The 12572-nt window shown below is 56.6% G+C and carries 11 protein-coding genes; 7 read left to right on the top strand and 4 right to left on the bottom strand.

Translation table 11 applies throughout. The features are described from left to right. Positions 1-45: 45 nt before the first annotated feature. Positions 46-2016 carry a helicase HerA domain-containing protein gene (locus QRN85_RS14265; protein ID WP_122068411.1) on the bottom strand — a complete coding sequence of 657 codons (1971 nt, stop codon included), beginning with the start codon at positions 2014-2016 and terminating at the stop codon, positions 46-48. 395 nt (positions 2017-2411) lie between these two features. Here QRN85_RS14265 and QRN85_RS14260 point away from each other — a divergent pair, with 395 nt between their 5' ends. From QRN85_RS14260 to QRN85_RS14245, 4 genes are all read left to right on the top strand, one after another. Beyond that, positions 2412-4205 carry an acetolactate synthase 3 large subunit gene (locus QRN85_RS14260; protein ID WP_284758952.1) on the top strand — a complete coding sequence of 598 codons (1794 nt, stop codon included), beginning with the start codon at positions 2412-2414 and terminating at the stop codon, positions 4203-4205. Between the two features lie 21 nt (positions 4206-4226). Then, positions 4227-4799, top strand: a complete 573-nt coding sequence (gene ilvN / locus QRN85_RS14255; protein WP_062585431.1) for an acetolactate synthase small subunit — start codon at positions 4227-4229, stop codon at positions 4797-4799. Between the two features lie 143 nt (positions 4800-4942). Continuing rightward, positions 4943-5251, top strand: a complete 309-nt coding sequence (locus QRN85_RS14250) for a hypothetical protein (RefSeq protein ID WP_112962598.1) — start codon at positions 4943-4945, stop codon at positions 5249-5251. A 68-nt stretch (positions 5252-5319) separates the two neighbouring features. Further along, the gene (locus QRN85_RS14245) at positions 5320-5568 is read left to right on the top strand and encodes a hypothetical protein (RefSeq protein WP_284758947.1); all 249 of its coding nucleotides are present in this window, start codon (positions 5320-5322) and stop codon (positions 5566-5568) included. Between the two features lie 36 nt (positions 5569-5604). On the opposite strand, the gene QRN85_RS14240 is transcribed toward QRN85_RS14245, so the two are convergent. Then, a complete protein-coding gene (locus tag QRN85_RS14240) occupies positions 5605-6450 on the bottom strand; it encodes an aldo/keto reductase (RefSeq protein WP_284758945.1) in 846 nt (281 codons plus the stop codon). 140 nt (positions 6451-6590) lie between these two features. Between QRN85_RS14240 and QRN85_RS14235 the strand changes: the two genes are divergently transcribed. Further along, the gene (locus QRN85_RS14235; protein WP_284758942.1) at positions 6591-7184 is read left to right on the top strand and encodes a LysE family translocator; all 594 of its coding nucleotides are present in this window, start codon (positions 6591-6593) and stop codon (positions 7182-7184) included. Between the two features lie 87 nt (positions 7185-7271). Here QRN85_RS14235 and QRN85_RS14230 read toward each other — a convergent pair whose 3' ends face one another. Then, positions 7272-9221, bottom strand: coding sequence for a methyl-accepting chemotaxis protein (locus tag QRN85_RS14230; RefSeq protein ID WP_284758939.1), 1950 nt, complete (start codon positions 9219-9221; stop codon positions 7272-7274). A gap of 350 nt (positions 9222-9571) precedes the next feature. Here QRN85_RS14230 and QRN85_RS14225 point away from each other — a divergent pair, with 350 nt between their 5' ends. Further along, positions 9572-10699 (top strand): ATP-dependent DNA helicase, encoded by a 1128-nt coding sequence (locus QRN85_RS14225; RefSeq protein WP_284758937.1) that lies wholly within the window; start codon positions 9572-9574, stop codon positions 10697-10699. 53 nt (positions 10700-10752) lie between these two features. Here the strand turns inward: QRN85_RS14225 and QRN85_RS14220 are convergent, their stop codons facing one another. Then, complete coding sequence (locus QRN85_RS14220) at positions 10753-11475, bottom strand: MerR family transcriptional regulator (protein WP_284758935.1); 723 nt, start codon at positions 11473-11475, stop codon at positions 10753-10755. 309 nt (positions 11476-11784) lie between these two features. Here QRN85_RS14220 and QRN85_RS14215 point away from each other — a divergent pair, with 309 nt between their 5' ends. Then, positions 11785-12540 carry a pyridoxine 5'-phosphate synthase gene (locus QRN85_RS14215; protein ID WP_113093856.1) on the top strand — a complete coding sequence of 252 codons (756 nt, stop codon included), beginning with the start codon at positions 11785-11787 and terminating at the stop codon, positions 12538-12540. Positions 12541-12572: the final 32 nt, after the last annotated feature.

Raw genomic sequence — 12572 nt, 5'->3', positions numbered from 1 at the left:
GTGCGGGCAGACTTTTACGATGGAGGGATCAAGGCCACTCGCACCTCACTCGTCGCGATACAGGCTTCCCAGTGGCTTCCTTAGCAAACTTTCTCGAAGCGAAGATCTCTGCTCGTCGCCAGCAGGGGCGCGTGTTGGCGCCCTCGGGAAAGTGTCGCGGGCAGGCGTAGAGCCGGAAAGGCTGGGCATCTGCGCCGTTGAGGAAAAGACAGAGCTTCGCGGCAACATTTCAGGGCGATAGGGCTCAATGCCGCCGCTCTCGTTGAATTCCTGTTTCCAGTTTTCCAGTTCCTCGTCGTCAGCATCCTGGGCAATCTTGGCGTCGTAACTCTGGCGGAAGCCGGAGATATCGGGACCGGTGACCGCGCGCATACGCTTGACGATGGAGCGAAGGTCGACAGTATCAGGCGTATCTTCGACGACAGATGGCGCGATGCCGTTGGCCTTTGGCAGGATGTGCGAAGGCACGCGGTTGAAGCGGATGCGCATGGGAACGCTGATCGCCTCACCAAACGCAATGGCTTCACCGTTGCCGATGGATGACAGAAAGCTGGTGGTGGAGACGGATGAATTGGGAATGGCGGAGCGAATGATGTTCTGGTCGTTCTCGTTGGAAAGCCGCATGGCAAACACGGTTGAGCACTGGGAGAGGATCGTCTGATCCAACTCTCCCGGACGCTGCGTGATGATGCCAAGCGAGGCACCATATTTGCGCCCTTCCTTGGCAATGCGGGCAATGGCCTGTCGTGTCGGGAAAAAGCCAAGTGCAGGATCTGCCGGGATATAGCGGTGCGCCTCTTCGCAGACGACAAGCGTATGAATGGCGCCCTGGCTCCACAAGGCCAGCTCAAAGGCCATTCGGCACAGAACGGAAGCGACGGAGTTCACCACCTCTGACGGAATCCCGGCAAGCTGGAACACGGAGATTGGTTTGCCTTCTCCCGGCACCCGGAAAATATGCGCGACGGTTTCCATGATCGTGTCGCTGATGGTGCTGTTGGAGAACATGAAATGGTAACGCGGATCGTTGATCGCAGCCATGATGCGCATCTTCAGCGTCCGCAGGGCGGGCTTTTCTTCTCGCCCTTCCAGCCGCCCGATGCGTTCGTCTATCAATGCCAACAGGTCGGCGATGCGATAGGGAACTGGCGTATCCGACGTCAGCGACGATTTCTCAGAAGCCCGGCGCATGACGGAATTTTCGGAGCCACGGAAGGCGCGTTTTGCCTCAGGGATGAGGTCACGAAGTACGTCGAGCTCTTCCGATACCGCATGGCGTCCGCGATAGAGAACTTCGGTGAATTCCTCAAGCTTCATCAGCCAGAAGGGAAGGTCGAGCGTGTCTGTGTCGATGACGACGGAGGTCATGGGGAAGGCGGCCGCAAACTCATTGTGCGGATCGAGAATGAGCACGCGCAGCTTGGGATCCTGCTGAATCGCCTTGTTCAGAAGCAGGGAGACCGCTGTCGATTTTCCGACGCCGGTGGAGCCGAGCACGGCGAAGTGCTTTGAAAGCATCTGCGGGATGCTGATGGTTGCATCGACGGTGTCATCCTGCGTCAGCTTGCCGACAACACAGGCGCCGCCTCCGCCGGTCTCGTAGATGCGCATGAGATCGCTGGCGCGAATGCGATGCGCGACGGCGCCAAGATAAGGATAGCGGGAGATGCCGGTCGAGAACCGTTCTGCACCATCAGGGTCGCGGTGAATTTCACCCAGAAGCTCAACGTCGACCAGAAGCGTGTTGCTGCGGCTGGACGACCACTCCGCCTGGCCGGTCTTCATCGCATAGGTAAGAGCGGCGACACGGGTTTCTCCAAGATCGATGGAGATCAGCCTGCCGACAGACCATAGTTCCGCAAGGTCTGTCTTGCCGGGTTCGATGGTGGCTGCAATCGTCGCGTGGGAGCCGGTGCAGGAAATGACATGGCCGAGTTGCCTATTGCCGGCTGCGGTTTCGGTGCGGCGTTCATGTTCGCCTGCTTTTGCCGATTTGCGAAGGTCGTCGTTGAACACGTCTCGCCCCTGTCATGCATCTTGTCGGCCCGTTGGTGGCCGCGCACGGGTTGATCCCGTTAGTTGGCCGCAGTCTAATCGATTGCCTTTAACAACTCGTGTAACGACCGCGCATTTATATTTCTTCCCGATGTCTCTTTTCGCAACAAAAGGAAACCTTCGCCGATTTTTTCCGCAATATGCGTTGACGGACCATGGTTTTCTGTCTAACACTCCGGCCCATGAAAAATCTTAACGTACTTATCGTGGTGGGACGGCGCATGGGCAGGATGGTGTAACCATCCGGCGAAAGCACCCATGCGCTGAACGAGGCTCCTCAAGGGGCCTTTTTTTATGTCTTCACTTGAGCCAAACGGCTCCGCGATATCCAAAGCCAAATCGGGATGGAACAGGCAATGACGGATAAGGACAATACGGAAAACAGCAACACCATGACGGGCGCGGAAATCGTTCTGCGTGCGTTGAGGGACAACGGCGTCGAGCATATTTTCGGCTATCCGGGCGGTGCTGTTCTGCCGATCTATGACGAGATTTTCCAGCAGGACGACATCCAGCACATTCTGGTTCGTCACGAGCAGGGTGCAGGCCACGCCGCTGAGGGTTACGCCCGTTCCACCGGCAAGGTCGGCGTCATGCTGGTTACATCCGGTCCTGGTGCCACCAATGCCGTTACGCCTCTGCAGGATGCGTTGATGGACAGCATTCCGCTGGTCTGCATTTCCGGTCAGGTTCCCACATCGCTCATTGGCTCCGATGCTTTCCAGGAGTGCGACACCGTTGGCATTACGCGCCCCTGCACCAAGCACAACTGGCTGGTAAAGGATGTCAACGAGCTGGCTGGCATCATCCACGAAGCTTTCCGCATCGCCCAGACAGGACGTCCCGGTCCCGTTGTTGTCGATGTTCCCAAGGATATCCAGTTTGCGACCGGCACTTACACGCCGCCATCGGCTGCCATTCAGCAGAAGAGCTACAAGCCGAAGGTTCAGGGTGATCTTAACGCCGTTCATGCTGCCATCGAACTGATGTCGAAGGCGCGTCGCCCTGTTCTTTATACGGGCGGTGGCGTTATCAACTCCGGTCCGGAGGCTACCCGCCTGCTGCGCGAACTGGTTGAACTGACAGGCTTCCCAATTACCTCGACCCTCATGGGCCTTGGCTGCTATCCCGCATCCGGTGACAAGTGGCTGGGTATGCTGGGTATGCACGGTTCCTACGAAGCCAACATGGCCATGCATGATTGCGATGTCATGGTCTGTATCGGCGCCCGGTTTGATGACCGTATTACCGGTCGTCTGAACGCATTCGCTCCCAATTCCAAGAAGATCCACATCGATATCGATCCGTCTTCGATCAACAAGAATGTTCGCGTCGATATTCCAATCGTTGGCGATGTCGGTCGTGTTCTGGAAGACATGGTTCGCCTGTGGCGGGCTCTGCCGAAGCGTCCTGAAAAGGCGCAGACGGAAGAGTGGCACCAGCAGATCGACCGCTGGCGGGCGCGCAAGTCCTTTGCCTACAAGAACTCCAACGACGTCATCATGCCGCAATACGCCATTCAGCGGCTGTATGAAGCATCCAAGGGTCGCGAAACCTACATCACGACGGAAGTCGGTCAGCATCAGATGTGGGCTGCCCAGTTCTTTGGCTTTGAGGAGCCAAACCGCTGGATGACATCGGGCGGTCTCGGCACCATGGGTTATGGCCTGCCTGCTGCCATCGGCGTTCAGGTTGCGCATCCGGAAGCACTGGTCATCGACATCGCCGGTGACGCCTCGATCCAGATGTGCATTCAGGAAATGTCCTGCGCGATCCAGTATAGCCTGCCGGTCAAGATCTTCATCCTCAACAACCAGTATATGGGCATGGTGCGCCAGTGGCAGCAGTTGCTGCACGGTAACCGCCTGTCCAACTCCTATACGGAAGCCATGCCTGACTTCGTCAAGCTGGCGGAAGCTTACGGCGCGGTCGGCATGTATTGCGATGACCCGAAGGAACTGGATGGCAAGATTGCCGAGATGATTGCCGTCGACAAGCCGGTCATCTTCGATTGCCGCGTCGCCAATCTCGCCAACTGCTTCCCGATGATCCCGTCGGGCAAGGCGCATAATGAAATGCTTCTGCCGGATGAAGCCACCGACGAAGCCGTTGCAAACGCCATCGATGCCAAGGGCCGTCAGCTCGTCTGAGAACTGGAAAGGAATACGGATATGAACGCACATCTACAGCCTACCGGTTCGGCCTACTTCATTCAGAAGGAAACGGAAACCGTCGAGAACCACACGCTATCGGTTCTCGTTGCCAATGAGCCGGGCGTTCTCGCCCGCGTCATCGGCCTGTTTTCCGGGCGCGGCTACAACATTGAAAGCCTGACAGTTTCTGAAACGGAGCATGAGGCGCACCTGTCGCGCATCACCATCGTGACCCGCGGAACGCCTGGCGTTCTCGAGCAAATCAAGGCGCAGCTGGAACGCATCGTTCCGGTTCACCGCGTCGTGGACCTGACCGTACGCGCCCGCCAGAACGGGCAGGACCGGCCGATCGAACGCGAAGTCGCGCTCATCAAGGTGGCAGGACGCGGAGAAGATCGCGCTGAAACGCTCCGTCTGGCCGATGCTTTCCATGCCAAGGTGGTGGATGCGACGCTGGAGCATTTCATCTTTGAAATCACCGGCAAGTCGTCCAAGATCGACCAGTTCCTGTCCATCATCAAGCCGCTGGGTCTCCTTGAAGTTTGCCGCACCGGCATCGCTGCAATGAACCGCGGTCCACAGGGAATGTAATCTCTAAAGCCATCAAAAACGACAATGCCCGCTGCATCTGCTGCGGGCATTTTTGTTTCTCGTCATGCCCGGTGGGTTGAGGCACGGCCTGATTATGGGTAGATGTGCAACAGCTAACGGATGCCAATGAGGGACATTTTGCATTGAAGGAGTACTTCATCCTGTCAGCCGGCGCCGCTATCGTGCTGGCAATATCCTTTCACCTGATTATGTTTGTCCGCCTTGGGCGTCGAGAAGATTTTGGAGCGCTTTGGGAGCGTGATCTGTTTTCGCAAGGTCGCAAAGATGGGCATGACAGGGTGTTGCTGAAGATCCGTATTTATGGTGCGGAAGCAAAACAGTATTTCTCCACCGTTCCCGGACTTGCCCATCTCATCCTATTTTCTGCCTCCGCTGTTGCAGCGCTTGCCTTTGGCATCGGCTGGAGATTTATTTACGGGGAGCCAATGTGAACCGAAAATCACGCGAAACATGGGCTTTGTACTGCAGAAGTTATCTCCTCACAGTCGGCGTTCTGCTCATGGCGGGATCGCTTTTTTCGCTCTATCTCGTCCATAATGATTCGATTGTCTGGCCGTGGTGGGTCTTTGCCCTCGCTATCGCTGTGGCCGGTTGCGGAGCCGCGCTTTTCGGCGTGGGGCTTTTTGGCAGCCATTCACGTCTCGATAAGTGGGCCGACGCAGCCTCAACCCATGAAGCGAGCATCTTCCTGATGGCAATTTCATACCCGACCTACCTCATCCTGAAGCAGTTTTATCACCGGCGGTGACGCCGGTGTAAGATCGATGGAGCGGGCGCGCTGGCATTATAGCATTGCCAGCGCAGTCTTTTTTACCGGCGGCGGGAAGGCGGCATCCAGTGCGGCCCAGTCCTCGTCGGTTATCTCCAGCTCGGGCGCGCCGCGATTTTCCGTCACACGCTCAGCATTCGACGATTTCGGGATAGGCATCACACCATCGCGTTCCAGAAGGAAGGCAAGAGCGACCTGTGCGGGCGTTGCCTGATAGGCCTTGGCGATGCGGATGAGTTCATGATTGGAGAGAATGCGGCCCTGTTCTATGGGCGAATATGCCATGAGGGGAACGCCATGGCTTTGGCACCAGGGCAGAAGATCATATTCGGGTCCGCGGCGTGACAGATTGTAGAGCACCTGATTGGCCGCGCAATTGCTGCCGTTTTCTACCGAAAACAGTTCTTCCATGTCATCGGTATCGAAGTTGGAAACACCCCAGTCTTTGATCTTGCCATCGTCCCTCAGCTTTTCGAAGGCGCTCACGGTCTCTTTGAGCGGATAGGAGCCGCGCCAATGCAGCAGGTAGAGGTTCAGGCAGTCTGTTCCTAACCGCTTGAGGCTGCGCTCGCAGGCCTCGATGGTGCCTTGGGCGCTGGCATTGTGTGGATAGACCTTGCTGACAAGGAACACGTCATCGCGCAACGTCTTGATCGCCTCGCCAACGACTTCCTCCGAGCGGCCATCGGCGTACATCTCAGCCGTATCGACCACCGTCATGCCGAGTTCAATGGCCTTGCGGATGGCGGCGATCTCCTTTGGCATTTCATTTTTGGAATCACCCATGTTCCACGTTCCAATTCCCAAAGCCGGAACGGATTTGCCGGATGGCAGGGTGACGGTTGGGATATCATCAAACATAGGTTTCTCCTGTTTGCAGTCACACCGATAACCACCGAGACGACTGGATGATCCATCAAAACTTGTGGGCAGTTCCATTCGCGCCCATGGCTGGTCTTTGAAAGGGAGCGCGACTAGATTTCCGCCTCAAGGGGAATGCCATGACAATCGACACCTTTATAGCGCTTCTGCTTTTCGCTTTCACGACGTCCATAACGCCGGGGCCAAACAATATGATGCTGTTTGCATCGGGCGTGAATTTTGGTTTTCGGCGTACGGTCCCTCACATGCTCGGAATAGGCGCGGGTTTCCTGTCTCTATTGATCGGTGTAGGGCTGGGGCTCGGCGCTCTCTTACATGCAATCCCGGTACTTTATACGCTCCTCAAATTTGCCGGCGGCGCCTATCTTCTGTGGATGGCCTGGAAGATAGGCATGTCCCGATCCCTGGCCGACGGCAGGATCGGCGCGCAGCCCATGACATTTATCGGGGCTGCGGCATTTCAATGGGTCAATCCGAAGGCCTGGGTCATGGCCGTGACCGCCATGGCAACCTATACGGATGCCAGCCAATATTATTTCACGGTGATGCTGGTCGGGCTGGCTTTTGCGGCGGTCAATCTTCCAAGTGTGTCGACATGGGCAGGGTTCGGCTCTGCGCTTCGGGAACGGTTATCTGTGCCAGCGCGGTTGAAATGGTTCAACATCACCATGGCCGTGCTTCTGGTTATCAGCCTGTGGCCGATGTTGAAGTGATCGCGCGTCAGCTGGCAAGCGAGGAATAGGCACAAAAAAGCCCGGGATCTCCCCGGGCTCCGTTTGCTTCGGGCTCGATGCCTGGGATCAGAACTCTTCCCAGGAGCTGTCGGCTGCTGCGGCGGCGGAACCGCCACCAAAGGCGCCTGCCACCTTGCGCATCAACTGGCGCGTCGGTGAAGCGACGGGAGCCGAAGCGGCTGTCGCCACCTGAACGGGGCGCGCGGATGTGCCACTGCCATTGCCGAGGTTGAACTGGTTGAGCAGCTGGTTCAAAGATGCCGCCTCCTTGGCAAGGCTGTGGCTTGCCGCTGTCGACTGCTCGACCATGGCGGCGTTCTGCTGCGTGCCCTGATCCATGGTGTTGACGGCGGTGTTGATTTCCTGAAGTCCAACCGACTGTTCGCGCGACGATTCAACGATCGCATGAATGTGGCGGTTGATTTCCTGCACCTCGGAAACGATGACCTCGAGCGCACGACCGGTTTCTCCGACAAGCTCCACGCCGGAGCGAACATGTTCGCCGGAAGTGGTGATCAACGCCTTGATTTCCTTGGCGGCCTTGGCGGAACGCTGCGCCAGTTCGCGCACTTCCTGGGCAACAACGGCAAAGCCTTTCCCGGCTTCACCAGCACGTGCAGCTTCAACACCGGCGTTCAGGGCAAGCAGGTTGGTCTGGAAGGCAATTTCATCGATGACGCTGATGATGTTGGTAATCTCGCCCGAGGAGCGCTCGATTTCATTCATGGCAGTCACGGCCTGACGCACGACGTCGCCGGACTTTTCCGCACCCTGACGGGCCTTGGAAACCAAATGTCCGACTTCTTCGGCGCGACGGCTGGAATCCTTCACTGTGGTGGTGATTTCTTCCAAAGCAGCTGCCGTTTCTTCAACGGATGCGGCCTGCTGCTCGGTGCGCTTGGAAAGATCGTCTGCAGCAGAGCGGATCTCGTTTGCGCCGGCATCGATGCCACGGGCATTCTGGCCAACGGAAATGAGTGCTTCGTGAAGCTTGCCGACGGAGTTGTTGTAATCGGCTCTCAAGCGGTCAAGATGGGCTACGAACGGCGTGTTGATGCGGTGGGCGACGTTGCCGTCTGCCAGCTGGCCAAGGCCCTGTGCGAGTGCATCGACTGCGAACTGGATGTCTGCTGCTTCCTTGGCCTTTTGAGCTTCGCGCTCCTGGCGTTCCTTCTCGGACATGGAGCGGTTGGCATCGGCTTCACGTTCCATCTGAACCTTGGCGATGGCGTTTTCCTTGAAGACCTGAACGGTCTCGGCCATCTGGCCGATTTCGTCCTTGCGACCAACGCCCGGGATTTCGAGCTGCGTCTCCCCATTCGCGAGGCGCTTCATCGCCGATGTCATCGCCAGAAGCGGCTTGGCAATACCGGAACCAATCATCAGACCGACGACGAGCGCCAGGATGACCGCTGCTACAAGGCTACCCCAGATCATGTTGATGGAAGACGAAGTGGCTGCTTCGCTGGCCGCGGAACGTTTGGTTAGGAGAGCCTGTTCATCGGCCTGCAGGTCCTTGATGGAACTGCGGAGACTATCGAAATAGGCCTTTCCTTGTGTGGCGTCGAGTTTCTGGTTCAATTCGCCAACGGATACGGTGTCTGCGAATGTGGCGCGCGCCTTGATCTGCGGCTCGGCGAAATTCTTCTGCCAGTCGCCAATTGCGGTACGGATTTTCTCTAGGCGGCCGACCTGCGTGGAGTTGTCGCTGACCGTGTTCTTCAGTTCATCGATGAGCTTGTAAATCGACTGTTCACCCTGTCGGTACGGTTCCAGGAAGTTCTGCTTACCGGTGATGATAAAGCCGCGCATGCCCGTTTCCATATCGACGGCAGCCGCGGTAATGGAATCTGCTTTCTGAAGCACCTTATGGGTATGCTCGACCCATCCGTTGCTTTCGATCATGGACCATATACTGTTTAGTGCAATGACGCCGATGGCAATTGCGAGTAAGACCGGTGCAGACGTACCTGAAACGACCTTTGATTTTGTGGAAAGGTTCTTGAACGAGAACATGTTTCCCCGACCCCTAGTTTAACAAGTTTTACATTAGTGATGAGCATGGCGTTGCTCTGAACAACTTGTTCTTCCGGGGTTTCTTGCGGAACTCCATCTTGTCGTTCTGATCCGTTTCATGGCAGGAAAGATGTCCCTAATATCTAATCCATACATGTAGGACACTATTTATCATCGATTGATTGTTGGTTAAGATCGTCATCATCACAAATAATAATTATGTACTTCCTTGATGTTTCTGTCTCATTCCTGAGCTTTACGCCATTGACAGTCAGCGCGCACAATTCCGGCTCATCATTATTCTTTCGTTTTCTGTTGCGCTTTCCGTTCGAATCCTGCGAAGAGAGCTCATGCAATTTTCACCGCAACAGGATGAAGCCCTTAAGGCTGTTTCGCGCTGGCTGAAGGAAGGGCGCTCACAGGTCTTCCGGCTGTTCGGCTATGCCGGAACGGGCAAGACGACGCTTGCCAAATATTTCGCCGAACATGTTGACGGCGAAGTGCTGTTTGCCGCCTTTACAGGAAAGGCCGCGCAGGTCTTGAGATCGCGCGGTGCGACCAATGCGCGGACCATCCATTCGCTGATCTATCGCCCCAGAGGCGAAGAGGCGGTGGAGGATGAGGAAACCGGCAAAACGTCGATTGCGCCGATGTTTTCCATCAACCGCCAGAGCCCTCTGGCGAAAGCGGCTCTCATCATCATTGACGAGTGCTCCATGGTGGATGAGGCTCTCGGGCGCGACCTGATGAGCTTCAGCACACCCATTCTCGTTCTCGGCGACCCCGGTCAGTTGCCGCCGGTTTCCGGCGGTGGTTTCTTTACCGAGCAGGAGCCTGATTTTCTGTTGTCGGAAATTCATCGCCAGGCGAAGGACAATCCCATTATCCAGCTGGCGATGGATGTACGCGAAGGAAAGGAGATCATGAGTGGCAATTACGGCGCTGCGCAGGTGATTTCCAAGAGCGAAGTAACGCAGGGGCTGGTGCTGGACGCAGATCAGGTGCTGGTTGGCACCAACCGCACGCGTCGTCGCTATAATCAGCGCCTTCGGGAGCTGAAGGGGTTCAGCGCGGATTACCCGCAATCCGGCGACAAGCTCGTCTGCCTTCGCAACGATCCGGCCAAAGGACTTCTGAATGGCTCCCTTTGGCAGGTCATGAGTTCGTCCCGGGAAACGGTGAAGCCGGGCATCAACCTGATGATCCGCCCGGAAGATGACGACATGGATCGCGGAGCGGCCAAGATCAAGCTGCTCAAGGCGGCCTTTGAAGAGACCGAGACGGAAATTCCCTGGACGACACGCAAACGCTATGACGAGTTTGACTACGGCTATGCTTTGACCGTTCACAAGGCGCAGGGCTCACAGTGGAACAACGTCGTGCTGTTTGACGAGAGCTTCGCGTTTCGCGATTCGCGGGAGCGCTGGCTCTATACGGCCATCACCCGTGCCGCCGAAACGCTTACGATTGTTCGCTGATAACAAGCGCCTATCGCAGTATGCTGCACGGATATTGTGATAGGATATTCTTGTCAGGCGTTCCGGTCAGATCTTGTCTGCGCCTTGTCCTGCGAAATGACGCCCATCATGTAGGCCTTTGCAACAGCCTGAAAGCGATTGCTGGCACTGACCTTGTCCATGACGCAGGCTTCCAGCTTCTGCAGTTCCTCTGGCGTCACCTCCAGAGTGCGTGCCAGCCGGACCGGTGCGTAACCTTCCGCCATCAACTCGAGGCAACGGCGTTCCTGAACCGTCAGTTCAACAGAGGCGTCATCAAAAGGGCGTTCAGCCAGGGTCTGTGCGTTGTCGTCGGTGAGAATGTCGCTGATCTGCTGGATCTGGCGGCGAACGGTCGACACTTCTTCCGCAAGTTCCAGCTTGCGGGCATTGAGCAGATCCTGAAAAATCGTATCTGCATCTTCCTGACAGGTGGCATCTGCAAGTTTCTGCATGATGTCCTGAATGGTCGCAACCGGAATGCCGATTTCGCGGAAGAAATTGATCACGGCCATGCGGCGCACATCCTGATGCGAGTAGATGCGCATGAGGCCGGCACGTCTGGAGGAAATGATGCCTTTTTCTTCGTAGAAGTGAAGGGTGCGGTGGGTGACCCCGAACATGTTGGCCATATCGGCGATAGCAACGGGTTCAGGGGGGAGATTGGATGGGAGGGAAACTTCCGGAAGAAATGACGCCCGCGCCGTAAGGGGCTTGTCTCTGGCTGGAGACATCTTCGAATTCTCGGCGTCGCGCATAGGGTTAGCCCTCCACCGGGCTTCATTGCGCGCTCTTCCATGATTGGACCGTCGCGTGGCTGGTTCTTCGTTCAGGAAATCATCCATTCCGGCCTCGGTCGCAATGCCCGGATTCGACTGCACGTCGAGTTGCACTTCTGAGAAAAAATATTCGTTTGCCATTGTCACCCCATTCCCCAATGCGCCCTTGAATGCGAATTCGCTGATTTGGTTCCAAAAGTTTTTGAAATAATTTTTCTGCTGAGCTTGCGGTGTGCTCCATAGTGCGGGAAACAAGGCTCTCCTAATCGAACGCAAGCGGTCCCGATCATGCCAACGAAACTCTCCGTCAACCTCAATGCCATCGCCATGCTTCGCAATCGCCGCGACCTGCCGTGGCCCGATGTCGCGCATTTCGGTCGTATCGCGCTGAAAGCCGGAGCCAGCGGGCTCACGGTTCACCCAAGGCCCGATCAGCGCCATATCCGCTTTTCGGATCTGCCGGTTTTAAGAGCTCTTATCGATGATGAGTTCCCGCAGGCCGAATTCAATATTGAGGGATATCCGACCGAAGATTTTCTCTTGCTGTGCGAGGAAGCGCAGCCGGAGCAGGTAACACTCGTCCCCGATGATCCATCGCAGGCAACCTCGGATCATGGCTGGGATTTTCGCACGCACGCGGTCTTTCTCAAGGAAACCGTTTCGCGTCTGACCTCTGGCGGAATGCGGGTCTCGCTGTTTGCTGATGGCGACGGTGACCGGGATGCAATCGACCATGCCGCGGAAACGCGGGCTTCGCGCATCGAGCTTTACACCGGTCCCTATGGCGGTTGCTACGACAGTGCCGAGCGGGCGCAAGAGTGGATCGAGAAGCTGGGCGTGACGGCGGACCATGCGCGTTCGCTCGGACTTGAGGTCAATGCCGGTCATGATTTGACGGTTGCCAACCTTCCGGCGCTCGTAAGCCGCATACCTTACTTGGCCGAGGTTTCCATCGGCCACGGGCTGACTGCAGATGCCCTGGAATATGGAATGGAAGAGACGGTACGGCGTTTTTGTCGCGCCTGCGGTCAGGCAATTTCATAACTAACGTCAATTTTTCCCTCTATATTGAAGCC

It is taken from the genome of Agrobacterium sp. fls2-241-TYG-188a, from assembly GCF_030209845.1.
This window is presented reverse-complemented; position numbering and strand designations above follow the sequence as displayed.

Bases quoted from the DNA above. Each gene is read 5' to 3' on its own strand.
- QRN85_RS14260 (WP_284758952.1), top strand. From the start codon at position 2,412: ATGACGGATAAGGACAATACGGAAAACAGCAACACCATGACGGGCGCG.
- ilvN (WP_062585431.1), top strand. From the start codon at position 4,227: ATGAACGCACATCTACAGCCTACCGGTTCGGCCTACTTCATTCAGAAG.
- QRN85_RS14245 (WP_284758947.1), top strand. From the start codon at position 5,320: ATGGCGGGATCGCTTTTTTCGCTCTATCTCGTCCATAATGATTCGATT.
- QRN85_RS14240 (WP_284758945.1), bottom strand. From the start codon at position 6,450: ATGTTTGATGATATCCCAACCGTCACCCTGCCATCCGGCAAATCCGTT.
- QRN85_RS14235 (WP_284758942.1), top strand. From the start codon at position 6,591: ATGACAATCGACACCTTTATAGCGCTTCTGCTTTTCGCTTTCACGACG.
- QRN85_RS14230 (WP_284758939.1), bottom strand. From the start codon at position 9,221: ATGTTCTCGTTCAAGAACCTTTCCACAAAATCAAAGGTCGTTTCAGGT.
- QRN85_RS14225 (WP_284758937.1), top strand. From the start codon at position 9,572: ATGCAATTTTCACCGCAACAGGATGAAGCCCTTAAGGCTGTTTCGCGC.
- QRN85_RS14220 (WP_284758935.1), bottom strand. From the start codon at position 11,475: ATGCGCGACGCCGAGAATTCGAAGATGTCTCCAGCCAGAGACAAGCCC.
- QRN85_RS14215 (WP_113093856.1), top strand. From the start codon at position 11,785: ATGCCAACGAAACTCTCCGTCAACCTCAATGCCATCGCCATGCTTCGC.